The sequence below is a fragment of the Pseudomonas sp. B3(2017) genome (assembly GCF_002113595.1).
Lineage (GTDB): Bacteria > Pseudomonadota > Gammaproteobacteria > Pseudomonadales > Pseudomonadaceae > Aquipseudomonas > Aquipseudomonas ekonensis.
Genome location: NZ_NEIU01000009.1, coordinates 1 through 26,186, shown reverse-complemented (window position 1 = coordinate 26,186; position 26,186 = coordinate 1). Strand labels below are relative to the sequence as shown.

The 26,186-nt window shown below is 65.3% G+C and carries 24 protein-coding genes; 12 read left to right on the top strand and 12 right to left on the bottom strand.

Translation table 11 applies throughout. The features are described from left to right. Positions 1-187: 187 nt before the first annotated feature. Entirely contained in the window at positions 188-328 is a 141-nt protein-coding gene (locus CAG33_RS28505) for a hypothetical protein (RefSeq protein WP_170930006.1), read from the bottom strand. A 157-nt stretch (positions 329-485) separates the two neighbouring features. Here CAG33_RS28505 and CAG33_RS14950 point away from each other — a divergent pair, with 157 nt between their 5' ends. Then, the gene (locus CAG33_RS14950; protein ID WP_085586062.1) at positions 486-674 is read left to right on the top strand and encodes a hypothetical protein; all 189 of its coding nucleotides are present in this window, start codon (positions 486-488) and stop codon (positions 672-674) included. An 18-nt stretch (positions 675-692) separates the two neighbouring features. Here CAG33_RS14950 and CAG33_RS14945 read toward each other — a convergent pair whose 3' ends face one another. Further along, positions 693-1,070 carry a fe2+ zn2+ uptake regulation protein gene (locus CAG33_RS14945; protein WP_085633190.1) on the bottom strand — a complete coding sequence of 126 codons (378 nt, stop codon included), beginning with the start codon at positions 1,068-1,070 and terminating at the stop codon, positions 693-695. A gap of 299 nt (positions 1,071-1,369) precedes the next feature. Between CAG33_RS14945 and CAG33_RS14940 the strand changes: the two genes are divergently transcribed. Continuing rightward, positions 1,370-3,709, top strand: coding sequence for an acylase (locus CAG33_RS14940; protein ID WP_085639019.1), 2,340 nt, complete (start codon positions 1,370-1,372; stop codon positions 3,707-3,709). A 53-nt stretch (positions 3,710-3,762) separates the two neighbouring features. Here the strand turns inward: CAG33_RS14940 and CAG33_RS14935 are convergent, their stop codons facing one another. Together CAG33_RS14935 and CAG33_RS14930 are read right to left on the bottom strand one after the other, a co-directional pair. Next, entirely contained in the window at positions 3,763-4,764 is a 1,002-nt protein-coding gene (locus tag CAG33_RS14935; protein WP_085633194.1) for a FecR family protein, read from the bottom strand. Positions 4,765-5,019: 255 nt separating this feature from the next. Next, on the bottom strand, positions 5,020-9,789 hold the full coding sequence (locus tag CAG33_RS14930) for a DUF6543 domain-containing protein (RefSeq protein ID WP_085639016.1): 4,770 nt from the start codon (positions 9,787-9,789) through the stop codon (positions 5,020-5,022). A 209-nt stretch (positions 9,790-9,998) separates the two neighbouring features. Here CAG33_RS14930 and CAG33_RS14925 point away from each other — a divergent pair, with 209 nt between their 5' ends. Continuing rightward, positions 9,999-11,030 carry an Ldh family oxidoreductase gene (locus CAG33_RS14925; RefSeq protein ID WP_085639013.1) on the top strand — a complete coding sequence of 344 codons (1,032 nt, stop codon included), beginning with the start codon at positions 9,999-10,001 and terminating at the stop codon, positions 11,028-11,030. Positions 11,031-11,069: 39 nt separating this feature from the next. On the opposite strand, the gene CAG33_RS14920 is transcribed toward CAG33_RS14925, so the two are convergent. Further along, positions 11,070-11,387, bottom strand: coding sequence for a YqjD family protein (locus tag CAG33_RS14920; protein WP_085586050.1), 318 nt, complete (start codon positions 11,385-11,387; stop codon positions 11,070-11,072). Positions 11,388-11,540: 153 nt separating this feature from the next. On the opposite strand from CAG33_RS14920, the gene CAG33_RS14915 reads away from it, so the two are divergent. Further along, positions 11,541-11,795 (top strand): hypothetical protein, encoded by a 255-nt coding sequence (locus CAG33_RS14915; RefSeq protein WP_085586048.1) that lies wholly within the window; start codon positions 11,541-11,543, stop codon positions 11,793-11,795. A 7-nt stretch (positions 11,796-11,802) separates the two neighbouring features. Here the strand turns inward: CAG33_RS14915 and CAG33_RS14910 are convergent, their stop codons facing one another. Beyond that, positions 11,803-12,717, bottom strand: coding sequence for a LysR family transcriptional regulator (locus tag CAG33_RS14910; RefSeq protein ID WP_085586046.1), 915 nt, complete (start codon positions 12,715-12,717; stop codon positions 11,803-11,805). 84 nt (positions 12,718-12,801) lie between these two features. Here CAG33_RS14910 and CAG33_RS14905 point away from each other — a divergent pair, with 84 nt between their 5' ends. Beyond that, complete coding sequence (locus CAG33_RS14905) at positions 12,802-13,725, top strand: carbon-nitrogen hydrolase family protein (protein WP_085586044.1); 924 nt, start codon at positions 12,802-12,804, stop codon at positions 13,723-13,725. A 67-nt stretch (positions 13,726-13,792) separates the two neighbouring features. Here the strand turns inward: CAG33_RS14905 and CAG33_RS14900 are convergent, their stop codons facing one another. The 3 genes from CAG33_RS14900 to CAG33_RS14890 all read right to left on the bottom strand — a co-directional run bounded on the left by CAG33_RS14900 (position 13,793) and on the right by CAG33_RS14890 (position 16,817). Next, positions 13,793-14,266: an LEA type 2 family protein gene (locus CAG33_RS14900; RefSeq protein WP_085633203.1), complete on the bottom strand. Its 474-nt coding sequence runs from the start codon at positions 14,264-14,266 to the stop codon at positions 13,793-13,795. Between the two features lie 73 nt (positions 14,267-14,339). Then, positions 14,340-15,806 carry a nucleobase:cation symporter-2 family protein gene (locus tag CAG33_RS14895; protein ID WP_085586040.1) on the bottom strand — a complete coding sequence of 489 codons (1,467 nt, stop codon included), beginning with the start codon at positions 15,804-15,806 and terminating at the stop codon, positions 14,340-14,342. 117 nt (positions 15,807-15,923) lie between these two features. Then, positions 15,924-16,817: a LysR family transcriptional regulator gene (locus CAG33_RS14890; protein ID WP_085639010.1), complete on the bottom strand. Its 894-nt coding sequence runs from the start codon at positions 16,815-16,817 to the stop codon at positions 15,924-15,926. A 99-nt stretch (positions 16,818-16,916) separates the two neighbouring features. Between CAG33_RS14890 and CAG33_RS14885 the strand changes: the two genes are divergently transcribed. From CAG33_RS14885 to CAG33_RS14855, 7 genes are all read left to right on the top strand, one after another. Continuing rightward, positions 16,917-18,008, top strand: coding sequence for an extracellular solute-binding protein (locus CAG33_RS14885; RefSeq protein ID WP_085586202.1), 1,092 nt, complete (start codon positions 16,917-16,919; stop codon positions 18,006-18,008). Between the two features lie 15 nt (positions 18,009-18,023). Beyond that, a complete protein-coding gene (speB, locus tag CAG33_RS14880) occupies positions 18,024-18,983 on the top strand; it encodes an agmatinase (RefSeq protein ID WP_085586036.1) in 960 nt (319 codons plus the stop codon). Between the two features lie 290 nt (positions 18,984-19,273). Then, positions 19,274-19,990, top strand: a complete 717-nt coding sequence (locus CAG33_RS14875) for a YafY family protein (RefSeq protein ID WP_085633209.1) — start codon at positions 19,274-19,276, stop codon at positions 19,988-19,990. A 52-nt stretch (positions 19,991-20,042) separates the two neighbouring features. After that, positions 20,043-20,378 carry a nuclear transport factor 2 family protein gene (locus CAG33_RS14870; protein ID WP_085586032.1) on the top strand — a complete coding sequence of 112 codons (336 nt, stop codon included), beginning with the start codon at positions 20,043-20,045 and terminating at the stop codon, positions 20,376-20,378. A 22-nt stretch (positions 20,379-20,400) separates the two neighbouring features. Beyond that, entirely contained in the window at positions 20,401-21,519 is a 1,119-nt protein-coding gene (gene zapE, locus CAG33_RS14865; protein ID WP_085586030.1) for a cell division protein ZapE, read from the top strand. Positions 21,520-21,536: 17 nt separating this feature from the next. Beyond that, on the top strand, positions 21,537-22,118 hold the full coding sequence (locus CAG33_RS14860; RefSeq protein ID WP_085633211.1) for a DinB family protein: 582 nt from the start codon (positions 21,537-21,539) through the stop codon (positions 22,116-22,118). Between the two features lie 318 nt (positions 22,119-22,436). Then, a complete protein-coding gene (locus tag CAG33_RS14855; RefSeq protein ID WP_085586026.1) occupies positions 22,437-22,934 on the top strand; it encodes a GNAT family N-acetyltransferase in 498 nt (165 codons plus the stop codon). A gap of 74 nt (positions 22,935-23,008) precedes the next feature. On the opposite strand, the gene CAG33_RS14850 is transcribed toward CAG33_RS14855, so the two are convergent. The 3 genes from CAG33_RS14850 to CAG33_RS14840 form a co-directional block, all read right to left on the bottom strand. Further along, positions 23,009-23,218 (bottom strand): hypothetical protein, encoded by a 210-nt coding sequence (locus tag CAG33_RS14850; RefSeq protein ID WP_085586024.1) that lies wholly within the window; start codon positions 23,216-23,218, stop codon positions 23,009-23,011. Between the two features lie 143 nt (positions 23,219-23,361). After that, complete coding sequence (locus CAG33_RS14845; protein ID WP_085639007.1) at positions 23,362-25,608, bottom strand: TonB-dependent siderophore receptor; 2,247 nt, start codon at positions 25,606-25,608, stop codon at positions 23,362-23,364. Between the two features lie 241 nt (positions 25,609-25,849). Next, positions 25,850-26,186: DUF6124 family protein (locus CAG33_RS14840; RefSeq protein WP_139835917.1), on the bottom strand; the 337-nt coding region annotated here is incomplete at its 5' end.

Genomic DNA, 26,186 nt, shown 5'->3' with positions numbered 1-26,186 from the left:
GACCCGATGTTTGGCCGATTTGCAACGTGTTGCCAAAGAGGCCTTTTCTGCGCTGGCCGGTTTCTTTTCCGGTGCGTTTCAGGCCGGGTGCCCCACGAAAAATGCCCACATCCTCGTGGGCATTCCTTCAGGTGTTCATCAATTGGTTACAGTTGAATGGAGCGCGACAGGCTCCTGGGCGACGGGCTTATCGATGGTAGTAATAGCCGGGGCCTTGCGGAGCGTAGTAACGGTGACCGCCATGCCAGCCGTCGTGGGGAAAGATGATGCAGCCGCTGAGGGTCAGCAGTGCAAGAACCGGAATCAGCCAGGTGATTCGACGCAGCATTTCGAAAATCCTCATGGTTAAGGCCGCCTGCGAGCCAAAACTCGTCGTCGGCTGTAACATGAGACCCCGCCCGCTGCCGCGCATCCCCGCAATACGGTAAGCGCATGGCATGCAAGCCGATACAAACCGGATACATTCCAAGATTCAGGAACCCGCAATGACCCAGTCGCAACGCTTGAAATATTCGATTCTGATCGCCCTGGCCGTTCTGGCGATCATGCTCGGCCTGTCCTGGCTGCAGAACGCCGGCATGATCGGCGAGAAAACGTTCCAGTACATCGCCATCGGTGTGGCGGTGGTCGTGGTGGTGATCAATGGCGTGATGCGCCGCAAGGTCAAGCCCTGACGGCGATCGCAGGCGGCCTCACTCGGCGTTGAGCACGGCGCAGGCCTGAGGGTGCAGGCTGTAGCTCTTGTCGGCGTTGTAGATGACCACGCCTTCGGTGCACAGGCGTTTGAGCACTTCGCGCACGCTGAGGAAGGACAAGGGAATGTCCAGGTCCAGCAACTGGCTGTGCACGCCGCGCACACCCAGGCGGCGGTCGTTCTCGGCGGCGACCAGCAGGGCGTCGATGACTTTCAGGCGAATCAGGCTGGTGCGCAGGCCGAAGCTTTTGAGCAGCAGGCGGATGCGCTCGTTGCCGTGGCGCTCGGGGCGTTGACCGAAATTGCTCGCGAGGGGGCCCATCGAAGCGCCTTGCGACGCCAGGCTACCGTCCGTTGGTAGTGGTGGGTTGTACATGGGATTACTCCTTTCTCAGAGCCTGATCAGGAAAATGTGGCTGCTCTCTCTGTAACAAGACGAATCAGCACGCCAAATCATGAAGGTCAAAATGTAGAAAATTTGTCGCCGATTCGTTGTTTCTCCGTCATCACGGGGCGGAACGGGCGTCGGGCCGATTAAATTTTTTTTACCGGGCTCGTTCTCTGATAAGGCTCATTGCGCGTGGACGCGTGGGTGTTTCCGGAGCGGATCCGGTCTGTCCCGGTGCCCGGGCAAGACGATCGGACCTGCTCTTCGGCATTTGATCAGGAGCGAGCGTGATTATTTCCAGGCAGTTAACCGGACTGGCCCTTGCCGGTATGTTTCTCGGGCTGAGTCTGCCCGCCCATGCGTTGAGCCCCTCGGCCCAGACCGGCGCCGACATCCGCCGCACCGGTTTCGGCGTGCCGCACATCAGCGCGCAGAACGAGCGCGGCCTCGGCTTCGGCATCGGTTATGCCTACGCGCAAGACAACCTGTGCCTGCTGGCCAACGAGATCGTCACCGTCAACGGTGAGCGTTCGCGTTATTTCGGGCCGGAACAACTGACGGTCGAGGAACGGGAGAACCGCGTCAGCGACCTATTCTTCACCTGGCTCAATACCCCGCAGGCCGTGCAGGCGTTCTGGCAGGCGCAGCCGGCCGAAGTGCGCGACCTGGTGGAAGGGTATGCCGCCGGCTACAACCGATACCTGGCCGAACGGCGCCCGCAGGGGCTGCCGCAGCAATGCCAGGGCGATTGGGTGCGTGACATTTCGGCCCAGGACCTGGTGAAGCTGACGCGCCGTCTGCTGGTCGAGGGCGGGGTCGGGCAGTTCGCCGAGGCCCTGGCCGGCGCCACACCGCCTCAGGCGAGCGCCCGGATCGCCGACGATGCGCGGGCCTACCGGGTGGCCGACCTGCACATGCAACGCTTCGCGCTGGATCGCGGCAGCAACGCGGTGGCCGTGGGCAGCGAGCGCTCGTTCAACGGTCGCGGCATGCTGCTGGCCAACCCGCATTTCCCCTGGGTCGGCGGCATGCGCTTCTATCAGATGCACCTGACCATCCCCGGCAAGCTGGACGTGATGGGCGCGGCCCTGCCGGGCCTGCCGGTGATCAATATCGGCTTCAACCGTCACCTGGCCTGGACCCACACCGTCGACGCGTCCAAGCACTTCACCCTGTACCGTCTGCAGCTCGATCCGAAGGATCCGACCCGCTACTTGCTCGACGGCCAATCGGTGCCGATGGGCAAGCAGACCCTGACCGTGCAGGTCAAACAGGCCGACGGGCAGGTCGTGCCGGTGACGCGTGACGTCTACAGCTCGCAGTTCGGGCCGGTGGTGCAGTGGCCGGGCAAGCTCGACTGGGACAACCAGTACGCCTACAGCCTGCGCGACGCCAACCTCGGCAACGACCGGGTGCTGACCCAGTGGTATTCGATGAACCGCGCCGCGGACCTGAAAGCCTTCCAGGACTCGGTGCACAAGATCCAGGGCATCCCGTGGGTCAACACCCTGGCGGCGGATGACAAGGGCCAGACCCTGTACATGAACCTGTCGGTGGTGCCCAACGTCAGTGCCGACAAACTGGCCCGATGCAGCGATCCGCGTGCGGGCCTGCAAATGATCGTGCTCGACGGCTCGCGCCGCGACTGCGCCTGGGACATCGACCCCAAAGCGGCGCAGCAAGGCATCTACGCCTCCGGCCAATTGCCGCAGCTGCTGCGCAAGGACTTCGTCCAGCATTCCAACGATTCGGCTTGGCTGGCCAACCCGGCCCAGCCGCTGACCGGGTTCTCGCCGCTGATCAGCCAGGAAGGCCAGCCGTTGGGCCTGCGTTCGCGCTTCGCGCTGGACCGCCTGGCCTCGTTGGGCAAGAAAGGCAAGCTGTCGGTGCAGGACCTGCAGGCCATGGTGATGGACGACCAGGTGTACCTGGCGACCCAGGTCATGCCGGATCTGCTGAAGTTCTGTGAGGCGAGCGCCGACGGGCAAGCGCTGAAAACGGTGTGCGCGGACCTTAAGGCCTGGAATGGCCGGGCCGACCTGGATGCGGGCCTTGGGCTGGTGCACTTCCAGAACATCATGCAGGCCTTGCAGGAAGCGCCGGACGTCTGGCGTGTCGCGTTCGATCCCCAGCAGCCGCAGACGACCCCGCGCGGTCTGGCGGTCGAGCGGCCGGCGGTGGCCAAGGCAGTGGGTGAAGCGATGCAGGCGTCCGCCGAATCGGTCGCCAAGATGGGCCTGCCGGCGCAAGCCCATTGGGGTGACGTGCAAGTGGCCAGCAGCGGCGCGCATCACACGCCGATCCATGGCGGCCCGGGCACGCTGGGCATCTACAACGCGATCCAGAGCGTGCCGCGCGAAGATGGCCGGTTGGAGGTGGTGAGCGGCACCAGCTACCTGCAGGTGGTCACGTTCGACGACAACGGGCCCCATGCCCAAGGGCTGCTGGCGTTCTCGCTGTCGAGCGACCCTGCGTCGCAGCATTCGAAGGACCAGACCGAAGCGTTCTCGAAAAAGCGCTGGAGCGTGCTGCCGTTCACCGAACAGCAGATCAAGGCCGATCCGCAGTATCGGTTGCAGACGGTGCGAGATACCAACGAGAAGGCCGGGAAGGTGGCGGCGCAGTAAGCGCCGCTAAACGGATGCAGCATGAAGGCCGTACCCTTTGCGGGGTACGGCCTTCAGCTTTTCGGGGGTTGCTGCGGCATCGAGTTGATGACCGGATTGCCGTCCTGGTTGCGGGTCAGGTAGACCGGCAGCACCTTGGGCAGCGAGGTCACGAGGCTGTCGAGCTCTTTGACGTTGTAGATCCCGCCGACCCGGATCGTGCCGGTGGCGTTGTCGGCGAGCATCAGCGGCTTGGCCAGGTAGCGGTTGATCTGCGGCAGGGCTTCGGTCAGCGACAGGTTGTCCAGCACCAGCTTGCCGCTGCGCCAGGCCAGCGAACTGTCGTTGGCGTAGGTCTGGCTGATCTGCGGCATGAAGTCGCCATGATGGTAGCGGGCCTGCATCGACGGCCCCAGGCGCAGGCCGTCGCCCGGCAGCTGTGCATTGCTGGTGACCAGCACCGAACCTTCGATCAGGTTCACCTTCACCTGATCCTCGTACATCCAGACGTTGAAGCGGGTGCCGGTGACACGGATCCGCCCCTCGCCGGCACGGACGGTGAACGGGTGGTTCGGGTCATGGCTGACCTCGAAGAACGCTTCACCCTTTTTCAGGGTGACATGGCGTCCGTCCTTGTAGTTGGCGTAGGTCAGTTCGGTGTTCAGGTTCAGTTCGACCTGGCTGCCGTCCTTCAAGGTGACCTGGCGGACATTGCCGGAGGCTTCGACATGCTGGTAGCTGTTGGGCAGCCAGCCCAGGTTCCAGCCGGCCCAGGCCGCCAGCGGCACGGCCAGCGCGCTGAAGCAGGCGGCGGTGGCGTACTGGCGCCAGGTCCGGACGGGTTTGCCGAGGGGCACGACCACGGAGGGTTCCGGGCGCGGCAAGTGCTCGGCGATGTCCCAGATCTCCAGCATCGCCTCGTACTCGAACGCGTGCACGGGATCGGCATCGCGCCACTGCTCGAATGCGCGACGCTCATCGGCCGTGCAGTCGACCGCGTGCAGGCGCATGCACCAGTGCGCGGCGGCATCGGTGATCGCGTCGTATTCGGCTTCCGAAAGGGTGTTCTGGGTCATCGAGTCGTCCTGATTTGCTGCATTCTAACCTTGACGGGAAGGGGACGAGAACAGCCGTCATGGCTAATTCCCATCAATGAGGCCCGTTTTTCCCGTACGACATCCTGAAAACAGGCTGTATTGAGAACAGTATTCATACGCAGCGTGAAAAAATGATCAAAAGACGGGTCCAGTCGCCGGCGCTCGGCGCGTCTGGCGCGCTCATCACAGAAAACGCGCAGGTTCGGGGGGGCTGCGCGTTTGCACGTACGTTCGTCAGACCGGGCCGGCCGGACGCTGGGGGACGGGATCCAGTTGGCGGCCCATCTCGCAGATGAGGAAGGCGATCGAGTCGGCATTGCGCAAGATCGTGTCGATGCGCGGCACGGGGTTGGTCGGGTGAAGGAACGCGGTGCGTGCCTCATCCAGCGTGCGGCTCGATGTGGCGGCGAGCACGGCCTTGGCCACATGCTTGGTGGCCGTTTCCTGATCCATGTCGATCCAGGCGCTGTCTTCATCCTCCCAGCGGGTGAACAACTGCTCCCTGGGGGTGGAGCGGGACAGGGCTTTACGCTGAAACGCCACCTGATCCTTGTGCATTTTCTTCCCTGCGTGGGTAATGGTGGCGATCAGGTCCGAGAACGGTCGTCGCGCTTCGAGCGACGCGATATCCACGGCGCCGCTGACCTGATGGGCCAGCTCATGGAGCAGCGTTGCGGCTTGCGCGTGGCAGTCGACGTCGAACGGCTGAGTCAGGCCCGACTTGTAACAGTCCAGTTCCTGGTTGAAGAAGTGCTCGGTGAAGTGAATTCGATTGCGGTGATCGACATCGACCACGAATGCAATCACGTTTTCCTCCGCGTGTCGGCTGGATCCGATGACGAAACGTTCAGTGTCGAGCAGGTCGTCGGTCGGCTCCACCAGCGCCCGGCAGACCGGCTTAACGGCATTGGCGATCTTTTCCATCAGATCGGTGCCAATGGTGTTGAGGTCGAAGAATTCCTTGAGAAACCGATCGAGCCGGGGGGCGGACGCCAGTGTTTTGAACTGGGCCAGGTTGTGCAGGCTGTTGAAGGCGTAGTGTCGGGCCAGATACACCGCCTGCATCAACGCGCGGGCCTTTTCCGGATGGCAGGCGCGAATCTGCTCCATGCCCTGGGCTTCGACGTTCATCTTGAGCCCGACTTCGCGCTTGCTCGCGTACCGGTCAAGCAGTCTCGACATGGCCTTGCCGTAATGGACGGTATGCTGGTTCGGATCGATCGCCCACAGTCCGGATTTCGTCCTTTCCAGTGCCGGGCCCTCCTGGGTGTCATCGATGAGACGCCATCCCATTCCTGCCCGGGCGGCGCGGTACACCTTGCCGGCCACCGCCGCGTAGCGCTTCACGCTCGTCGGATCCGCAAAGGTGCCGCTGACCCTGTCGCGCTTGAGGTTCTGCAAGGACACCATGGGCGCCTCGAATGCCTTCAGGCAGGTACGGGCCGGCGCCGTCGACCTGATCTTGTCCCACTGCGGATCGGGCAGGGCCGGCGCAGGTTCCGCAGCGGCGGCCTCTTGGAGGCCGAACAGTGATTTCAGGCGCAAGCGTCTCAAAACGACCAGTTGCGCGGCCGCGTTGATGATGTCGCCCAGCGCTTGTTTCCAATGGTGGTGCTCCAGCGCCTCGACGGAGTGTCGCAGATCCTTGAGGCTTTGCCACAGGAACGGTATGGCGCCGATCTTGCCGGGCAGCAGCATGGCGAGGAGGTTGACGGTTTTCCCGAACATTCGTTTGACGGTTTCCCAGTCCGGCAGTGCGCCGGTCAGCGACTGCCCGGCGATCAAGCGCTCCAGCAGCAGGATGTTGTCGGTGAACAGCCGATCCAGCAGGTTACCGCCGATGGGGCTGAAAGCCAGGGACATCTCGCTGGTCTGTCCGGCACTGTCCTTGAACAGTGAAGCGAACACTGATCGCTGGGCCTCGGGCAGGCGTCGTACCAGCATATCCTGCAGTGTGCCGGGCACGTTGAACGCGGCGATGACAGCCGCTTCGTCGGCGAACTCGCGAAACACCTGTTCGGCATGGTAAGGCGCATACAGCACCTGCGGCCCGGCGATTGCGCGGGGTGGACCGATCAGGTAAAGGCCCAGCGCCTGTACCGGCTCGGCGCCGGCGGTCTTGACCAGCTCCAGCGGGCGCACCAGGGCATGTGCGCCCTGGACGAGGCTCCGGGCGACCGCATCCGGCATGTCCAGCACTTGATGCACGAGGTCGAAGGCGACGGCAGAAAGGTATTGCTGCAATTTCAGCGCATGGGCGTGCTGAAGCAATTGCCAGGACACTTGCCGGGCGAAGCGTTGCTTGCGCACGCCTGACGCATCGGTCGACAACGCTTCGCTCACCTGCCTGGCAAACGTGGCGGGGATCTCGAGCGAGAGCAACAGTTGCCGGATGGCTTGGCGGTTCAGGCCGGCCGGCACAGGTTCGAGTGAGCGCAGGGCAACCGTGAAGTCGCCTTGCGTTTCGTCGACATGTCGCAGGGCATATTCCGTCAGGCTGCACGCCGGCCCGGCCAATGCCAGCACCGGGGCGATTTCGATCTCGTCCGGATTGAGCCCAGCGCCGGGGAAGCGGCGCGCCAGCAACCGGTTGAGGGTTTCGCGCACCTGGTCGGTCAAGGACGGCAGTCCGTGCAGATAGTCTTCGTTGTCCAGGATCCTCAGTTGTTCGAGCAGTTCGATCTGCAGTCGCTGATCCTCGACGGCAGCCATGCCCAACCAGGCCGGCAAGGTCTGTTGCAGGGCGATGGCACGGGCCAGCGCAGCCGCCCGTTGCAGGTTCGTGTGGGGCTGGGAGCCGGCCAGCGTCTGCAGGGCGCGCTGCAGTGAGGCGGCTTTCGGTTTGAGCTCGCGCCAATAGGTGCATTCTTCCATGAACCGGTCGAGGGACGATTCGGCCCGGTCTTGCCGCACGTCGCCGTCGATCAACCGTAGCGGGCCGAGTATGAAGTCACGGTGGAAGCGGTCGGCGGACGGCGCGAGGTTTTCCAGCAGGGTCAGACGTGCGCTGCTGTCCTGCAGACGTTGACTCAGCGCCGCCTTGGCCTGGTCGAGTGTGTCGAACACTTCCAGGCCCAGGGCCGGCGTCCACAGCAGGGCATGGCCCGAGTGTTGTGCGTCGAGTCCGCCGCGTTCGGTCAGCAGGATGCAGTTGGCCAGCGGCACGGTGTGCATCGCATCGGCGTATTGCAGGGTCAGGCGGTAGGCGTCCGGCCTGAAACCGCCAACCGCGCGACGGGTGCGCCGGTTCGGGTGCTCAGCGTTGAACACCGCTTTGACGATCTCCTCATCCTGGTGCGTCAAGTTGCCCGTGAGGGTCGCGAGATAGGCCTCCCCGCTGAGGCCGACGAACAGGGCGTGGGCGAGCCGCGGCACCATGTCGAGCAGATAGCTCTGCTGATCTTGCGTGGGATACAGTGGCTGACGGGAAAACTCCCGGGCGATGGGTATCTGTACGCTGGCGAACTTCTTGGCCTCGGCCTTCGCCCGATCCGCCAACACTTGCGACGGTTGCAGGCTGCCCGTCAAGACCGGCCGGGTGCTCCAGCGGCCTCGGGGATCGAGGCCCATGAGTCTCTCGTCGACCATTGAGCGGATATCCAGGGCCTTGTCGTAAAGGGCCTCCAGATTCACTGTGCCGTCGCTGTGGCGGTACACCTGCAGGATGTATTCGAGGTTCTGCCGTTGCTTGGTGATGATGGCCTCGAACAGCACCTTGAAAATGTCCCCGGCGATGACGTCGCCGGAAACCGTCGGGTACTTGAAGCCCAGGAAGCGCTGGCGCTCCTCCAGGCTCAATAACCCGTAGAGCTCATCCTCGTGCCCGGCGGCCTTGAACTTGGCCAGCAGCGTATCCTTCAGATCCGCATGATCCTTCAGCACCTGCAGGCCCTGGGAAGGCGTATACAGGAACGCCTCGGTCCGGCTGGTCATCAACGATCCGGCCAGTTCCACCGGTCTGGCCGGGTTCTCCCACAACCGTACGGTCTCCAGCGCGACGCTGCGGGAGGGGCCGATGGCCGTGTCGGGCCGGATCCAGCGCAGCAGATCCGTGAATTGCACGTCGTCGATGATGCGGGCCTCCCGCTTGAGCACAAGGTCGTTGAAGGCCTGCTGCGCCAAGGCGCGGGCGAAGTATTCACGGCGCGAGTGACCGTCTGCCGAAGGCTCGTCCCAATATCGCTCCATGCGATCGAACAGCAGCGGCAGCAGCATGCCGGCGATTTGCGTCAGCGATTGCTCCCAGGCTTTCGCCGACGTGGCGTCAGAGGCTTGAGACGGGTGGGTGAAGCGCACCTGGGCGTCAGGCTCCAGCGGATGACAATAGACCAGGAGCGCGGCTTCGCTCAGGGGCATCGGCGCCGGCCAGCGGGCGCCCGGGAAGCTTACGCGGGTCAGGCGCTGGTCGATGCCCGGAAACACTGTCCGCAACCGCTCGGCGAACATGTCCTGTATCGCATCCGCCAGCGTGGGGAGCCGCAGCAGTTCATCCAGCATGGCCTTGGCGTTGTCTGCCGGGCCTTGCTCGATCACCGTGCGCTGGTCATCGAAGATGTCGCCGTTGATCAGGGCGTAGGAGACTTGCACTGGCTGCCCGGAGACCAGGCGCTTGCGTTGCGCGAGTGACATCAGCGCGAGCAGCGGATCGTCCTCCTTGGCCGTTTGGATGTAGTCGTTCAGGTGGAGGGTGAGGGCATTCAGATCGAAGAACTTGCGCACGCCGCCCAAGGGTGTGTAAAGCACGGCGGCAGCGTCGTCAGGCGTGCCGTCCAAGGCAAAGCTTCCGGCCAGCGGCACCGCCGGGGCGTCTTTGGCCTTGAGCATGATGCGGTAAGCGAACATCGGCGAGCTTTCCCGGCTGCGGCGCTCATGGCTGGCCAACTCCACATGGCACAGCCATTTCAGGTCATTTTCGGACAGCCCGAGCGGCGTGCCGAGCTCTTTCCAAAGGGAAGGGGTTTCCAGGATCTGGGAAAACAGCAGCGGTGCGGGGGAAGCGGTCATCGTTGACACTCGATCGGGGCGCGGGCGCCGTGAATGGAGCGTCAAGGTTAGGTGCCGTGTCGCGTTGCAGGTGGTACACCGTTATATACGCCGCCGAGACAGCGGTCGTTCCACGCAAGGGTTGACAGCCTGTCGTCGGGGCATGGTTAATCGGCGGGCGAGTTGTCCGAACGCTGTCGTTCCCTCCAATAATTACTCTGGAGCTTCAGATGTCTGCGCCACACGATCCTGCTGTCTCGTCCACCCTGTCCCTCGATGAACTGACTCATTTGCTCGAAACCATCTTCGTGCGTCACGGCACCTCGGCCGAAGTGGCCCGGACCCTGGCCGCCAACTGCGCCGGCGCCGAACGGGACGGCGCCCACAGCCATGGCGTGTTCCGCATGCCCGGTTACGTCTCGACGCTCAGCAGCGGCTGGGTCGACGGCCGGGCCGTGCCCCAGGTCGAGGACGTGGCGTCCGGCTTCGTGCGGGTCGATGCCGGCAAAGGCTTCGCCCAGCCGGCGCTGGCCGCCGCCCGGCCGTTGCTGGTGGAAAAGGCCCGCTCGGCCGGCATCGCGGTGCTGGCCATCCGCAACTCCCATCATTTCGCGGCGCTGTGGCCGGATGTCGAGCCGTTCGCCGAAGAAGGTCTGGTGGCCTTGAGCGTGGTCAACAGCATGACCTGCGTGGTGCCCCATGGCGCCGACCGGCCGCTGTTCGGCACCAACCCGATCGCGTTCGCCGCGCCCCGGGCCGACGGCGCGCCCATCGTGTTCGACCTGGCCACCAGCGCCATCGCCCATGGCGACGTGCAGATCGCCGCGCGCCAGGGCGAGAAGCTGCCGGCGGGCATGGGCGTGGACAGCCTCGGGCAGCCGACCCAGGATCCGAAGGCGATCCTGGGCGGCGGCGCGCTGCTGCCGTTCGGCGGGCACAAGGGCTCGGCGCTGTCGATGATGGTCGAGTTGCTGGCGGCGGCGCTGACCGGCGGAAACTTCTCCTTCGAGTTCGACTGGTCGAACCATCCGGGCGCGAAAACCCCGTGGACCGGTCAACTGCTGATCGTCATCGACCCCAGCAAGGCGGCGGGGCAGAGCTTCGCCGAGCGCAGCCAGGAACTGGTGCGGCAGATGCACGGGGTGGGGCTCAAGCGTTTGCCGGGCGATCGCCGGCACCTTCAGCGGACGCGGTCGCTGAGCGAGGGGATTGTGCTGGACGGCGCGACAATGGCGCAGCTGCGCGAATTGGCAGGCCTTTGAACGGACTGTGGCCAGGGAGCACGCTCCCTGGCCACGTGTTCAGCGACGGCCGAGCAGCAGTCCCACCACCAGGCCGAACCCGGCGGAGATCGCCACGGTCTGCCACGGATGCCCGCCGATGTAGTTCTGGGTGGCTTCGACCGCCGGTTGCGTGCGGGCACGCACGTTCGTGACCGAGTCCCGCGCCTGCTGCAACTTCTGGGCGATCTGCCCGCGCAGGGTCTCCGCTTCTTCGCCGACCAGCGCGGCGCTGCTCTTGAGCAGTTTTTCCGATTCTTCGATCAGGGCTTGAAGGTCGCTGAAGGCTTGATCCTTGATCTGGTCTTCGGCGGTGTGCGCGGCGGTTCTACGGGCCATTGGGTGACTCCTTGCAGGTGAATGGACAGTGATCAATGGAGTGTGGCGCAAACTGAAAAGTTGCAGCGATTTCATCTGCGGCAGAAAAACCGCCGCCGGAGAATTCCGTCCAGCGTGTAAGATGTCGCCATTTCATGCAGCAGGTAATTTCCGATGAGTTTCAATCTGGCCGACAAATCCCTCGCAGAGCGCGCCGCGCTGGAAGACGAGAAATCCCGACTGTTCGAACTCTGGAAGACCAACCTGGGCAAGGCCAAAGGCGAAGCCGCGCGCCTGTTCGGCGAACGGGCCAAGCGCAAAGGCAAATGGGCCGAGTGGGTGCGGTCGGAGCTGGACGGCATGTCGCCGCCGGAGTACTCCAACATGGTGCGCAGCGAAGTCAACCGGCTGATGGCGGCGAACAAGTAACCCGCCGTCACGCGTTGGCGAAACAGGCGATGATCGCCTCGCGCACCTTCAGCACCACCGGATCGGTCTGGGGGCTGGTGCGCCAGCCCAGCTCCACCGGGTAACGCGGCAGCGCCAGGGGGCAGGGCAGCAGCGCCAGGCCGCTCAGCGACGCGATGGCCTCGGCGGCATGAGCCGGGATCGTCGCCACGGCGCCGCTGCCCTTGAGCAGGTGCGGCAACGCGGCGAAATGAGTGGTCGAGGCGCCTACCCGGCGGCTCAGCCCCAGCGCCGCCAACCCTTCGTCGGTGATGCCGATGAAGCCGCCCGAGGACACCAGCAGGTGCTCGCGGGCGACAAACTCCTCCAGACCGATCTGCCCCTGGCCGGGCGCCAGGCTCGCCGGATCCGCCAGACAGGCATACCCCCCTTCACCCAGCACCTGACGGCTGAGCAGCCGCTCGGCAAACCCGCCGGCGGTGATCGCCAGGTCGAGGCTGCGCTCCATCAGGGCGCGGGCGACGATCTGGCTGTGGGTCTGGCGGAAGATCACCCGCAGTTTCGGCGCAGCGTCGGCGATCGCGTCGATCAGCCGCCGGCCGTAGGCGATCTCGAAATCGTCCGACAGCCCGATGATCACCGAGCGGCCGTCGTATTGATCGGCGGCCGGGTCGACCATCGCCAGGCTTTGCCGGCATTTGTTCAACGCATCGCTGACCACCGGCTTCAGCTGATTGGCCTTGAGCGTCGGCGCCAGGCCCCGGCCGGTGCGAACGAACAATTGATCCCCGTACACCTCGCGCAAACGCCGCAGCGCCGCGCTGACCGCCGACTGGGTCACGCCCAGGCGCAGGGCGGCGCGGCTGGCGCTGGACTCTTCGTGGAGGGCTTCGAAGGTTTTCAGCAGGTTGAGGTCGAGGGTCGCGATATTCATGTGGCTCATATCATTCAGCAGCGGGCAGGGCTTTATTCATGATCCCGTGCGGCCGGATAATCGGCAACACCTGATCCTCACGGAGTGAACGCAATGCCCAAATCCATCGTTGCCGCGCTGCAAATCGGCGCCTTGCCCGGCGGCAAAGGCGAAACCCTGGAACAGATCCTGAGCTGGGAGGCGGCCATCGTGGAGTCCGGCGCCGCGCTGGTGGTGATGCCCGAAGCGCTGCTCGGTGGCTACCCGAAAGGCGAAGGTTTCGGCACGCAACTGGGCTATCGGCTGCCGGAAGGGCGCGAGGCCTATGCCCGCTACTTCGACAATGCCATCGATGTGCCTGGCGCTGAGACCGAGGCGCTGGCGGGCCTGTCGGCGCGCACCGGGGCGAACCTGGTGATCGGCGTGATCGAGCGTGCCGGCAGCACCCTGTACTGCACCGCGCTGCATTTCGACCCTCAGGCGGGCCTTGCGGCCAAGCACCGCAAACTGATGCCCACCGGCACCGAACGCCTGATCTGGGGCAAGGGCGACGGCTCGACGCTGCCGGTGCTCGACAGCCAGGTCGGCAAACTGGGCGCGGTGATCTGCTGGGAAAACATGATGCCGCTGCTGCGCACGGCCATGTACGCCAAAGGCATTGAAGTGTGGTGTGCGCCGACGGTGGACGAGCGCGACATGTGGCAAGTGAGCATGCGCCACATCGCCCATGAGGGGCGCTGCTTTGTGGTCAGCGCGTGCCAGGTGCAGGCTTCGCCGAACGAGTTGGGCGTCGAGGTCGCCAACTGGCCGGCGGACCGTCCGCTGATCGCCGGCGGCAGCGTGATCGTCGGACCGATGGGCGATGTGCTGGCCGGCCCGCTGAAAGGCGGGGCAGGGCTGCTGACCGCCGAGATCGATACCGACGAGCTGGTGCGCGCCCGTTACGACTACGACGTGGTGGGTCACTATGCGCGGCCGGACGTGTTCGAGTTGAGCGTGGATGAGCGGGCCAAGCCCGGAGTGCGCTTTATCGCCTGATCCGCAAGCCCTGCGGTGCCTTCACTGACGCCATCGCCAGCCGGATCGGCGCAGAACCCGGCCAGCGTCACCAGGTGGCAGCGCTGGCCCTGGGCAGGCTGAGCTTGCCGCGGTCGGTGAAGCGCATCGTGCCGAACGCGCCGCCCGCCAGTTTGCCCCGCAGCACGTAAGGCAGGTTGTCGAGGTTCTGGGTCTGGCTCAGGCCCAGGGTCTGGCGCAGCACCGAGAACGCCGAAACGCTCACCGGCACGCTGACCACCGCCTCGGAGAAGCGCGGGATCGAGCCGGACTGGTCGCTCACCCCCGAGGCCAGCGGACGGCCGTTGACTTCAAGATCCAGCGCGATGCCGTTGTAGTCGATGGCGGTCTCGTTGGGGTTCTGCACCCGCAGCTTGAGGGCGAAGCGCATTTCCAGATCCTGGCTGGGCAGCGGTTCGAGGCCGACCACGTTGATGTTCACCGGGTCGCGGGAAGGGAACAGCGCACAGGCGCTGAGGGACAGCACAAGCAGGGACAGCAGCAGGGCGGGGAGACGGCGCATGGGGCGTTCTCTCGATGAAGAAAAAGGGCCGGACCGCCAACGGTCCGGCCCTTTGATTGTGCGGCGGGTCGCTTCAGCGGTTCAACGGTGCGACCGCAGGCGGCTGCGCAGGTTCAGCCTTGGCCGGCATTTCCGGGTTTTCCATGACTTGCAGGATAGACGCCTCCGGGTCGAAGTCGTCCTCTTCCAGCTCGATGAATTCTTCCGGCAGGAAAATGTTCAGCACGATCGCGCACAGGGCGCCGACGGTGATCGGCGACTCGAAGATGTTGCGCAGGGCCTGCGGCAGTTCGCGCAGCACCTCCGGCACGGCGGCGATGCCCAGCCCCATGCCCACCGAGATGGCCACGATCAGCATGTTGCGCCGGTGCAGCCCGGCCTCGGCGAGGATCTTGATCCCGGCCACGGCCACGGTGCCGAACATCACCAGCTCGGCGCCGCCCAACACGGGCTTGGGCATCAGTTGCAGCACTGCGCCGATCATCGGGAACAGGCCCAGCAGCACCAGCAGACCGGCGATGAAGAACGCCACGTAGCGGCTGGCCACGCCGGTGAGCTGGATCACCCCGTTGTTCTGGGCGAAGGTCACCATCGGCATGCTGTTGAACACCGCCGCCATGGCCGAGTTGAGGCCGTCGGCAAGCAGCCCCGACTTGATCCTGCGGATGTACAGCGGGCCCTTGACCGGCTGGCGCGAGATCATCGAGTTGGCCGTCAGGTCGCCGGCGGCCTCCAGCGGCGACACCAGGAAAATCACCGCCACCGGCACGAAGGCCACCCAGTCGAAGTTGAAGCCGTACTTGAACGGCACGGGAATGCTGACCGCCGGCACCTGCGGCAGGTTGGCGAAATCCACCTGGCCCGTCAGCCACGCCACCACGTAGCCGAGGGTCAGGCCGATGACGATGGCGCCCAGGCGCAGGAACGGCACATCGACCCGGTTCAGCACCACGATGGTGCCCAGCACCAGCGCGGCCAGGAACACATGGCTGGCCGCCCCCAGGTCCGGTGCGCCGAAGCCGCCGGCGATGTCGGTCATCGCCACCTTGATCAGCGACAGGCCCATCAGGGTGATGATGGTGCCGGTGACCACCGGGGTGATCAGCATGCGCAGCTTGCCGATGAACTGGCTCAGCACCACTTCGATGAACGCCGCGAAGAAGCAAACGCCGAAGATCGTCGACAGGATCTCGTCGGTGCCGCCGCCCCGGGCCTTGACCATGAAACCTGCGCTGAGGATCACGCTGATGAAGGAAAAACTGGTGCCTTGCAGGCACAGCAGCCCCGAGCCCACCGGGCCGAAGCGCCGGGCCTGGACGAAGGTGCCGAGGCCGGAGACGAACAGCGCCATGCTGATCAGGTAAGGGATTTCGCTGTGCAGGCCCAGGGCGCTGCCCATGATCAGGGTCGGGGTGATGATGCCGACGAAGCTGGCCAGCACGTGCTGCAGGGCGGCGAACACCGTGGCGGTGAAGTCCGGACGGTCGTTGAGGCCGTAGATCAGGTCGTTGTTGCGCGGGGCTTTTTCGGAGACGGTCATGGTGGTGTGCGCGCCGCAAGGCGCAGCCGGGTCAGAAAATGGGTGCGCAGGATGCCGGAAGCGAGCGGTGAGGGCAACGCAATAAAATTGCCTGAAAGGTCAGGTTTTACGCGGCCCTCAGGCAAACGCCGCCAACAGATCCTCCTCGAACGCCTTCTGCGCGTCCCCCGGCACCTGGGCCCGGTGCCGGGCCAGGTGAAACGCCACCTCAAAGCTCAATGCGCCTTCGCGCACCGGTCGCAGCAGGCCTTTGTCCACCCATTGGCGGGCGTAATGGCTCGGCAGGTAGCCGACGTGCTTGCCCGACAGGATGAACGCCAGCGTGCCTTCGACCTGTTCCGAGCGCGCCGAGCAGACCTGGCCCTGGAACGGCTCGTCGCTGCGCAGGAACCGGTACGGATGGTCGACCCGGTCGCAGGCCTGCAGCGCCGCGTCGTCCGGTGCGTCGTCGGTGAACAGCGGATGGCCGGGGGCGCAGTACAGGTGTTGGGTCTCATGGAACAGTTCGCGGTAGTCGAACGCAGTCTGCACCTGGGAAAAGTAACCGATGGCCAGATCCAGCCGCTGCTGCAGCAGCAGGCGCTCCATTTCCCCCGGCATGGCGCTGATCAACTCGATGCGCACCGCTTCGTCCCGCGCGCGAAAGCGCCGGATCGCCGCGGCCACCCGGTGCAGCACCGAGTGATCCACCGCTTCGGACAGCCCCAGGCGCACCTCGCCGATCAGCCGCCCGGCCACGCCGTTGGACTCATGACGGAACGCTTCGATGGACTGGAACAGCGCACGGGTCGCGGCCAGCAACCGTTCGCCCTTGGGCGTCAGGCTGAAGCCGGCCTTGCCGCGGTTGCACACCCGGTAGCCCAGGCGCGTCTCAAGCTTGGCCATCTGCTGGCTGATGCTGGACTGGCTCAAGCCCAGTTCCCCTTGGGCGGCACTGAAACCGTTGCATTCGACCACGCCGACGAACAGGCGCAGCAGTTGCAGATCCACGTCGTGGAGTTGACCGAGCATCACATTGTCTCCGGCTAATGTCAGGTTAACGAACTTGAGATTTTTGTAATGTATCCGCCGGCGCATCCTGCCACCACTCCCCTCGGTCAGGTGTTCGTCATGGCTTCTGTGTTCAAACTGGGCTTGCCCGCGCTGTTGATCTCTGCTGTGTTCACGGCCCACGCCGAGGACAAGACCCTCAACCTCTACAGCTGGGCCGATTACGTGGCGCCGCAGACCTTGCAGCGCTTCGAGCAGGAAACCGGCATTCATGTGCGCTACGACACCTTCGACACCACTGAAGTGCTGGAGACCAAGCTTCTGACCGGCGGCAGCGGCTACGACGTGGTCGTGCCGTCCTCCACCGTGCTGGCCCGCGGGCTGGCGGCGGGCGCCCTGAAGGAAATCCCCCGTGAAGGGCTCAAGGGCTACGCCAACCTCGATCCGGATCTGCTGGAGAAACTGGCGGCGGTGGATCCCGGCAACCGCTACGGCGTGCCCTACACCTGGGGCACCCTGGGTCTGGGGATGAACGTGGAGGCGGTCAAGAAACGCCTGCCGGATGCGCCGCTCAACAGCCTGGATCTGCTGTTCAAACCGGAATACGCCGGCAAGCTCAAGGACTGCGGCATCGCGATCCTGGATTCGCCGCAGGAGGTCATCGGCCTGGCCCTGCATTACCTGGGCAAGGATCCCTACAGCAGCGACAAGGCAGACCTGGCCGCCGCCGAAGCCCTGTTGCAGCGGTTGCAGCCGTCGGTGCTGTACGTCGCCACCGGCCGGCAGATCAACGACCTGGCCAACGGCAGCGTGTGCCTGGCGCTGACCTACAACGGAGACGCAGGCATGGCCGCCGACCAGGCGCGCAAGGCCGGCAAGCCGTTCGAGATCGCCTACCGCATCCCCCGTGAGGGCACGCTGGTGTGGCAGGACAACCTCGCCATCCCCAAGGACGCGCCGCACCCGGAGGCCGCCCGGGCCTTCATCGAATTCATGCTGCGGCCCGAGTCCGTGGCGGCGCTGACCAACACCCTGTTCTTCGCCACCGCCAACCAGGCCGCCACGCCGCTGGTGGACGAGGCGGTGCGCAACGACCCGGACATCTACCCGCAGCCTGGTGTGCGTGAGCGGCTGTATGCCGACCGCAGCATGAGCCTCAAGGACATGCGCCAGCGCACCCGCCTGTGGACCGCTTTTCGCAGCCATCAATAAAAAAGGAGAGTCACCGTGGACGTGCCGATGCAAAACGATCAAGCCATCACCCGCGACAGCCTTTTCGGCACCGCCGCCGAAAGCACCTACGCCGGCATCACCAGTTTCATGCGCCGGCGCTACAGCCGTGACCTGCGCGGCGTGGACGTGGCCGTCAGCGGCGTGCCGTTCGACACCGCCACCAGCAACCGCCCGGGCGCCCGGTTCGGGCCTCGGGGGATCCGCGCGGCGTCCGCCGGCATCGCCTGGGAACGCCACTGGCCGTGGACGTTCGACCCGTTCGATCATCTGGCGGTGATCGACTACGGCGATTGCGACTTCGATTACGGCGCGCCGCATTCCATCCCGGAAAGCATCGAGGCCCATGCCGAGCGAATCCTTCAGAGCGGCAGCGCCATGCTCACCTTCGGCGGCGACCACTTCATCAGCTACCCGCTGCTCAAGGCCCATGCGCGCAAGCACGGCACGCTGTCGCTGATCCACTTCGATGCCCACAGCGACACCTGGCCGGACGAAGGCGGCAAGCGGGTCGACCACGGCACCATGTTCTGGCATGCGGCGCGGGAAGGGCTGGTGGATCCGGCGCGTTCGGTGCAGATCGGCCTGCGCACCACCAACGACGACCCTCAGGGCTTTCAGGTGCTGGATGCGCGGCAGGTGCACCGGCGCGGCTGCGAGGCCATCGTCGAGGCCATCCGTGCGCGGGTCGGCGAAAGCCCGGTGTACCTGACCTTCGACATCGACTGCCTCGACCCGGCCTTCGCCCCGGGCACCGGCACCCCGGTGTGCGGCGGCCTGAGCACGGTGCAGGCGCTGGAGATCCTCGGCGGCCTGCGCGGGATCAACCTGGTGGGGATGGACGTGGTGGAAGTGGCGCCGGCCTATGACCACGCCGAAGTCACGTCCCTGGCGGCGGCGACCCTGGCCATGGAGATGCTGTGCCTCTACGCGGCCCGTCATAAGGTCGATGCCTGAGGCAGGTTTGTCCCTGAGGTGCCTGGGCTGAAGCCATCGCCAGCAGGCTGGCTCCCACATTATTGGCTACACCGCATAACCCATGCGGGAGCCACCTGCTGACCTGTGGGAGCCAGCCTGCTGGCGATGGCGGTCTGTCTGACACAGTGATGTCGGATGTGCCTCCGTCATCGCGAGCAGGCTCGCTCCTGCAGGGAATGGGGTCGGTCACATGAGCGCAGAGACCTGCTGACAGAATCTGACAGTGCCCGGTGCTAAGCTTCGGCCATTTTCCGGACGGAGCCTGCACCGTGTCGCGTACCACCCGTTTACTGACCCTGCTGCAAGTGCTGCGCGGCAAGAAGCGCCCGGTGACGGCGGCGACGCTGGCGGCGGAGCTGGAGATCTCCGAGCGTACGCTGTACCGCGACATCGCCGAGCTCACCGCCCTGGGCGCGCCGATCCACGGCGAGGCCGGCGTCGGCTACGTGCTGCGCAGCGGCCTGTTCCTGCCGCCGCTGATGCTCAATGCCGATGAGACCGAAGCCATCGTCCTCGGCCTGCGCTACGTCGATCAGCGCGGCGACGAGGTGCTGGGCAAGGCCGCCGCCGATGCCCTGGCCAAGATCGCGGCGGTGCTCGACCCCAAGGCCCGGGACGCCTTGCTCAACCCCACCGTGATGCCGGGGCCGGCGGGGTACGGCTTCCCGCAGAACGTCGTGCCGCTGAGCGTGCTGCGCCAAGCCATCCGCGAGCAGAGCAAACTGCGGATCGACTACGCCGACGCGCAGCAGACGCCCAGCCAGCGCTCGATCTGGCCGCTGGCGCTGGGCTTTCTCAATGAAGTGCGGATCCTGGTGGCCTGGTGCGAACTGCGCGGCGCCTACCGCACCTTCCGCACCGACCGGATCGCCGCCGCCACGGCCGCTGACGGGCGCTATCCGGGCCGGCGCAGCGACCTGCTGCGCACCTGGCAGCAGCAGATGCAACAGGACGAAACCCGGCGCTTCACTCCTGACAAGAATTGACGCAGGGCTGTTCTAGGATGGCGGCAGAACCACTCAACAAGGAGTTGCAACCATGTCCCATCCGACTCTGGCCCCGGCCATCGCCGGGTACATCAACGCAGCGAACGCCCGTGACACCACGCAGATCGCGAGCTTCTTCGCCGAGAACGCCAACGTGTTCGACGAGGGCCACCATCAGGTCGGTCCTACGGCCATCGCCCACTGGATCGAGGACAGCGGCCGGCGCTACCAGCCCCGCGTCGAGGTGCTGGACGTGCAGCACCGCACCGGCAAGGTGCTGGTGCACGGGCTGGTGTCCGGCGACTTTCCAGGCAGCCCGCAGCCGCTGCGCTACATGTTCCGGCTCGACGAACAGGGCAAGATCGCCCGACTGGACATTTCCCTGTAGCGCTCATGGCATACTGCCGCGCATGACATTCGACTCTCCGCTCAGCGCCTGGCAGTACGCCATCGAACACGACGGTTTCATCCAGGATGAAGCCCAGGAACATGCCGTCTTCGCACTGCACAAGTGCCACGAGGCCTTGCACGCCGGTGTCCGTTCGGTCACCGGCGTTTACTTGTGGGGCCCGGTCGGGCGCGGCAAGACCTGGCTCATGGACCGTTTCCACCAGAGCCTGCGGGTGCCGGCCCGGCGTCAGCACTTCCACCACTTCATGGGCTGGGTGCACCAGCGCTCGTTCCAGTTGACCGGCATCGCCGACCCGCTGCGGGCGCTGGCCCGGGAATTGGCGGCCGAGGTGCGGGTGCTGTGCTTCGACGAACTGTTCGTCAACGACATCGGCGACGCCATCATTCTGGGGCGGCTGTTTCAGGTGATGTTCGATGAGGGCGTGGTGGTGGTCTGCACCTCCAACCTGCCGCCGGACCAACTGTATGCCGACGGCTTCAACCGCGACCGCTTCCTGCCCGCCATCGCCGCGATCCAGGCGCACATGCAAGTGGTCGCGGTGAACGGCGCCGAGGACCATCGCCTGCACCCCGGCGCGCACGCGCAACGCTACTGGGTCGCCGCGCCGGGGCAGAGCAGCGCCCTGGGCGACGTGTTCAAGGCACTGACGGCCGGGCAGGCTTGCCATGCCGGCCCGGTGGCCGTCGGTCACCGGAGCCTGCCGGTGGTGCAGGCCGGCGGGTCGGTGGTGTGGTGCCGTTACGCCGACCTTTGCGAGCAGCCGTTCGCCGCCATGGACTTCATCGCGCTGTGCGACAGCTACCGGGCTATCCTGTTGAGCGAGGTGCCCAACCTCAGCGCGAAGAAGCGCGAAGGCCGGATCGCCCGCGGCACCGAGGATGGCGCCGAACGGGTGGCCGCCGGCGACCGCGAGTTGCCGCAGCTGTCGGTGCACGACGACGGCGTGCGCCGCTTCATCGCCCTGGTGGACGAGTGCTACGACCGCAAGGTGCCGCTGTACATCGAGGCGCAGGTGCCGATGGAGGCGCTGTACACCGAGGGCTATCTGGAATTCCCGTTCCGCCGCACCCTCAGCCGCCTTAAGGAGATGCAGCTGCAACGCTTTGCCGAGACCTGAAGCGAGGAGGGCGCGCGATGACGCAGCCACTGTCCCACCACTTGCTGACCATGGCTTACCAGAACGCCTGGGCCAACCATCGGCTGGCCAAGGCCTGGAGCCGCCTCGACGCCGCGGAGCTGGCGGCGCCACGGGTGAGCTTCTTCCCGAGCATCCGCCTCACGCTCAATCACATCCTCACCTGCGACGGGTTCTACGTCGATGCGCTGGAGCGCGAATTGCGCGGCGATGAGCCGCATCCCGATTGCTATGCGTTCTTCGCCGTCGACGAACCGTTTACCGAAGGGCATTCCCTGCGCCTTGAGCAGGCCCAGGTGGACCGGCGCCTGATCGCCTATTGCGAGCAACTGCGCGACGCCGATCTGGGCCGGGTGGTGACCATCGCCCGGGACACGCCGCAGCACGACACCCGCCTGCGCCTGCTCTCGCACCTGTTCGAGCACCAGATCCACCATCGCGGACAGGTGCATGCCATGCTCAGCGGCACCTCTGTGGAACCGCCGCAGCTTGACGAGTTTTTCTGCGCCGGCGAGTCGGCCCTGCGGGCCGAGGACTTCGCCGAGCTGGGCTGGACCGAGGAACTGATCTGGGGGCGCTGACCGCGACTGACTGCGCAATGAAGGCGTTGAATCAGGCACCAGGGATGTCGGATGTGGCGGCCCTATCGCTGGCAAGCCAGCTCCCACAAGGATCGTAGACATTCGCAGGATCAGCGGCCAGCGCAAAACCTGTGGGAGCTGGCTTGCCAGCGATGGCGTCGGGCCAACCGGCACATTCATTCCCTGACACGCCGCCTGCACAGTCCTCTGGGAGCAAGCCAATGTTTGTCTTGTCGCCCGTGCCGCCGCCACGTTATGGTCTCCGGGCCTTTCAACGCGCAAGACGCGCGCCGGGGCCCCGTGCGATCGAGGATGGAAATGGATTCCGCAGAAATTCTTGTGCTTCAAGCCAGCTATACCAATCCGGTGCATGCCGAGGCCATCGGTGTCGTGCTCAATCACTATGCCGAAGACCCGATGGGCGGCGGCCAGTCGCTCGCGCCCGACCTGCTGCGGCGTCTGCCTGAGGAGCTGGCCAAACGGCCCCACGCCTTCAGCGTGCTGGCGTTCGTCGGCGGCGAGCCGGCCGGATTGGTGAATTGCTTCGAGGGGTTTTCCACGTTCGCCTGCAAACCGTTGGTCAACGTGCATGACGTGGCGGTGATGACGAAATTTCGCGGCAGGGGCCTGAGCCACAAAATGCTGCGCAAGGTCGAGGATATCGCCCGTCAGCGCGGCTGCTGCAAGATCACCCTTGAGGTGCTCGAAGGCAACGACGTGGCGAAGGCGTCCTATGCCAAGCTCGGGTTCGTGACCGGCACGCGGGATCCGGCGCAGGGGCCGATGTTGTTCTGGTCCAAATACCTTCAGGCATAAAAAAAGGGCGCCCGGGAGGCGCCCAACTGTCCACTGCGGATCCGTCGCAGGGTCATCGGTAGATCATCGGGCCATCAGGGGCGATAGGACTCGGTCACTTGCGCGGTCTGGTCGTCCGGAACCTTCAGCTCATCGGCTTTGCTGTCGGCCTGTTGCCCGGCGGCGTCGTGATGCACCGGGAAGTTCTGGTAATAGTGCCGCATGCGCTCGGCGCCGCCTTCGGCGAACGCGCTGGCGGAACCCAAGGCGAGCAGTGCGGCGAGGATTGCGGTGGTGATGTTCATGGTGCCTCCCACTGTGAATGTCGGAGCCTTTCGTCCATGAATCGAGGTCTCGGCGCGCAGTGTCCGCCGGAGGCATTAACTAAGGGTTAACGGCTGCCTGTGACGAGGGAACCCGCCACAGGGGATGCCCAACTACCTTGGGGTCAAAGCTTCCAGTCCAGGCTCAGCGTCACCGTGCGCGGGTCGCCCCAGAACACGCCGTTGTAGAAGCCGACGTTGTCGTAGTACTTCTTGTCGAACAGGTTGTCGACGTTCAGCGACGCCGACAGGTGCCGGTCGAACTCGTAGCGCGACATCAGCTTGACCACGGTGTAGGCGTCCTGGCTGATCCGCGTGCGGCGCGTGACGATCTCGCCGTCGGCGTCGCGCCCCACGGGGCGGTTGGCCTTGCCGTAGATGTCGCTCTGCCAGTTCACCGCGCCGCCCACCGTCAGCGCGTTCCAGCTGCCCGGCAGGCGATAGGCTGTGGACAGGCGGAACAGGTTCAGCGGCTGGTTGGTGTTGGTGCGCCGTTTCTCGCCGTCGGCGGAGTGGGTGTAGGTGTAGCCGGCGGTCAGGTTCCAGCCGTCCAGCACCTCGCCGGACACCTCCGCCTCGAACCCGCTGACCTTGTTGCCCTTGCCGCCGCTTTTGTAGAACTCTTCGCCGGTCTTCGGGTCCGGCGGCACCGAATCGTCCACCTCGGCGACGTTGTCCTGCTTGCTCCAGAACAGCGCCGTGGCCAGGTTCAGGCGCTCATCCAGCAGGCTGCCCTTGAGCCCCAGTTCGTAGTTGCTGCCCACCACCGGCTCCAGGTATTTGCGGTTGGCGTCGCGGTTGGTCTGCGGCTTGAAGATGTCGGTGTAGCTGACGTACACGGTGTATTCGGGCGTGATGTCGTAGAGCAGTCCGGCGTAGGGCGTCCACTGGTCGTTGTGCTTCTGGCGGGTGGTGTCCACGGCCGTCACGTGCAGGTCGTCGCCGAAGGTGTTGCTGGTGCTGGACGACTCCCAACTGCCGTAACGGCTGCCGAGCACCGCATGCAGACGGTCGGTGAGGCTCAGGCGGGTGGCCAGGTAGCCGGCCTTCTGCCGGGTATCGTCCTCGGATTCGGTGAGCCCGGTGACGGTGTCGGGGAACTTGGCGATGTTGCCCATGTATTTCCAGTCGCGGATGATGCCGTAGTCGTCTGACCGGGGGCCGGCGATCGCGTAGGGCGAATCGGAGCGCCGCTCGGCCTCGCCGTACCCCAGCATCAGTTCGTGTTCGCGGCCCAGCAGCATGTAGGGACCGGAGACGTTGAAGTCATAGGCGGTCATCTTCTGCGTGCCGAGCATGTGCGAGGTGTAGGCCGTCATGCCGCTGCGGTCCGCCTCGGGGAACCCGGCGCCGCCGTAGTAGACCTTGCCGTCGGTGTCGCTCTGGCGGTGGGTGTAGGCGGCCTTGAGGTGCCAGCCGTCGGCCAGCGCCTGGTCGAGGGTGGCGAAGGCGGTCTTGTCCCTGATCGGCCAGGAGCTCCAGGACGTCGCCATGTTGGTGGAGCGGCCCAGGCCGGCCTTGCCGCCGTCGGCGTTCCAGTACGGCACGGTGCCCCAGGAGGTGCCTTGCACGTGCTTGTCCTGGTAGTCGTAGCCGACCGCCAGCACGGTGGAGTCGGTCAGGTCGGCTTCGAGGATGCCGTAGCCGACTTCCCGCTGCAGCGCGTACTTGTCGCGGAACGACTGGCTGTCGCGGTAGGCCAGCACGCTGCGCCCGCGCAGGCGCCCGTCGAACGCCAGCGGCCCGCCCACGTCCACGTAGCTGTAGTAATCGTCGTAGCTGCCGCCGCTGACCCCGGCCTGGGCCTGCCATTGGGCGGTGGGGCGCTTGCGCACCATGTTGATGGTCGCCGACGGATCGCCCGCGCCGGTGGTCAGGCCGGTGGCACCGCGCACCACCTCGATGCGGTCGTAGATGATCGTGTCCGAGTCCGACTTCATGAACGTGAACGTGTTGAGCATGCCATCGACCTGGAAATTGTTGATCGAATAGCCGCGCGAGGAATAACTGATCCGGTCCGAGTCGTTGTGCTGCACCACGATGCCGGTGGTCTGGCTCATGGCCTCGGACAGGGTGCCGAGCTTGAAGTCGTCCATTTGCTGGCGGGTGACCACCGACATCGATTGCGGGGTGTCCTTGATCGACAGGTTGAGCCGCGTCGCCGTGCTCATCGCGCCGGTGGTGTAGGCGCCGGTGTGTTCGGTGGTGCTGCCCAGGCCCTGGGCCGTGACGCTGGTGGCGGCCAGCTCCAGGGCCGGCGCGTCGGGTTCCGGGCGCTGTTCGGCCTCGGTCTCGGCCAGAAGGTCCGGGCTCAGGGCGGCACTGCACAGGCCCAGGGTGAGGGTCATGGAACGGGTAATGGGCGCGAACATCGCAGCCGACTCCTTGTCATCGAGGGAAAATTTCCGTTTGCTCAGAGACGAAGGGGAAGGGCGCGATTTAGGGTTAAACGAGAAATATTGTTATTTGGAGGGCCCAGACGTGAGGCCGGTGTTCACCGCCAGACCGTGTGGGAGCCAGCCTGCTGACGATGGCGGCAGGTCAGCCGAATGTGATGTTGGCTGGCCCACCGCGATCGCCAGCAGGCTGGCTCCTACAGGGGTTTGCGTTTGGTCAGAGGGCGGCGTCGGCCTTCAGCTCCAGGCTGTCCAGCACCCGGTTCACCGCCAGCTCGCTGAGCATGATCAGCTGCGCAATGCCTTGGGCCGTATGCCGGTGCTGGCCGTCCAGAAGCCCGGCAAAATTGGTGGCCATGACCTTGGCCGAAGTCAGGGTCTCGCAGGCGTCGGCCAGCAGCTCCTCGTTGTCGGCGGCAGGGGCGATGGCGTAGAGCTTGCTGATCTTGAGCGCAGGTTCAGGGACGAACATCGGGTTGAGGTAATGGTCGAGGGCGCGCTCGGCGGCTTCGTTGAGCTTGCGCGAGTCGGGGGATTCGTAGGGGGAAGTGGGG

Coding starts and splice junctions, on each gene's coding strand:
- CAG33_RS28505 (WP_170930006.1), bottom strand. CDS start 328: ATGCTGCGTCGAATCACCTGGCTGATTCCGGTTCTTGCACTGCTGACC.
- CAG33_RS14950 (WP_085586062.1), top strand. CDS start 486: ATGACCCAGTCGCAACGCTTGAAATATTCGATTCTGATCGCCCTGGCC.
- CAG33_RS14945 (WP_085633190.1), bottom strand. CDS start 1,070: ATGTACAACCCACCACTACCAACGGACGGTAGCCTGGCGTCGCAAGGC.
- CAG33_RS14935 (WP_085633194.1), bottom strand. CDS start 4,764: ATGACCCAGAACACCCTTTCGGAAGCCGAATACGACGCGATCACCGAT.
- CAG33_RS14930 (WP_085639016.1), bottom strand. CDS start 9,789: ATGACCGCTTCCCCCGCACCGCTGCTGTTTTCCCAGATCCTGGAAACC.
- CAG33_RS14925 (WP_085639013.1), top strand. CDS start 9,999: ATGTCTGCGCCACACGATCCTGCTGTCTCGTCCACCCTGTCCCTCGAT.
- CAG33_RS14920 (WP_085586050.1), bottom strand. CDS start 11,387: ATGGCCCGTAGAACCGCCGCGCACACCGCCGAAGACCAGATCAAGGAT.
- CAG33_RS14915 (WP_085586048.1), top strand. CDS start 11,541: ATGAGTTTCAATCTGGCCGACAAATCCCTCGCAGAGCGCGCCGCGCTG.
- CAG33_RS14910 (WP_085586046.1), bottom strand. CDS start 12,717: ATGAGCCACATGAATATCGCGACCCTCGACCTCAACCTGCTGAAAACC.
- CAG33_RS14905 (WP_085586044.1), top strand. CDS start 12,802: ATGCCCAAATCCATCGTTGCCGCGCTGCAAATCGGCGCCTTGCCCGGC.
- CAG33_RS14900 (WP_085633203.1), bottom strand. CDS start 14,266: ATGCGCCGTCTCCCCGCCCTGCTGCTGTCCCTGCTTGTGCTGTCCCTC.
- CAG33_RS14895 (WP_085586040.1), bottom strand. CDS start 15,806: ATGACCGTCTCCGAAAAAGCCCCGCGCAACAACGACCTGATCTACGGC.
- CAG33_RS14890 (WP_085639010.1), bottom strand. CDS start 16,817: ATGCTCGGTCAACTCCACGACGTGGATCTGCAACTGCTGCGCCTGTTC.
- CAG33_RS14885 (WP_085586202.1), top strand. CDS start 16,917: ATGGCTTCTGTGTTCAAACTGGGCTTGCCCGCGCTGTTGATCTCTGCT.
- CAG33_RS14870 (WP_085586032.1), top strand. CDS start 20,043: ATGTCCCATCCGACTCTGGCCCCGGCCATCGCCGGGTACATCAACGCA.
- zapE (WP_085586030.1), top strand. CDS start 20,401: ATGACATTCGACTCTCCGCTCAGCGCCTGGCAGTACGCCATCGAACAC.
- CAG33_RS14860 (WP_085633211.1), top strand. CDS start 21,537: ATGACGCAGCCACTGTCCCACCACTTGCTGACCATGGCTTACCAGAAC.
- CAG33_RS14855 (WP_085586026.1), top strand. CDS start 22,437: ATGGATTCCGCAGAAATTCTTGTGCTTCAAGCCAGCTATACCAATCCG.
- CAG33_RS14850 (WP_085586024.1), bottom strand. CDS start 23,218: ATGAACATCACCACCGCAATCCTCGCCGCACTGCTCGCCTTGGGTTCC.
- CAG33_RS14845 (WP_085639007.1), bottom strand. CDS start 25,608: ATGTTCGCGCCCATTACCCGTTCCATGACCCTCACCCTGGGCCTGTGC.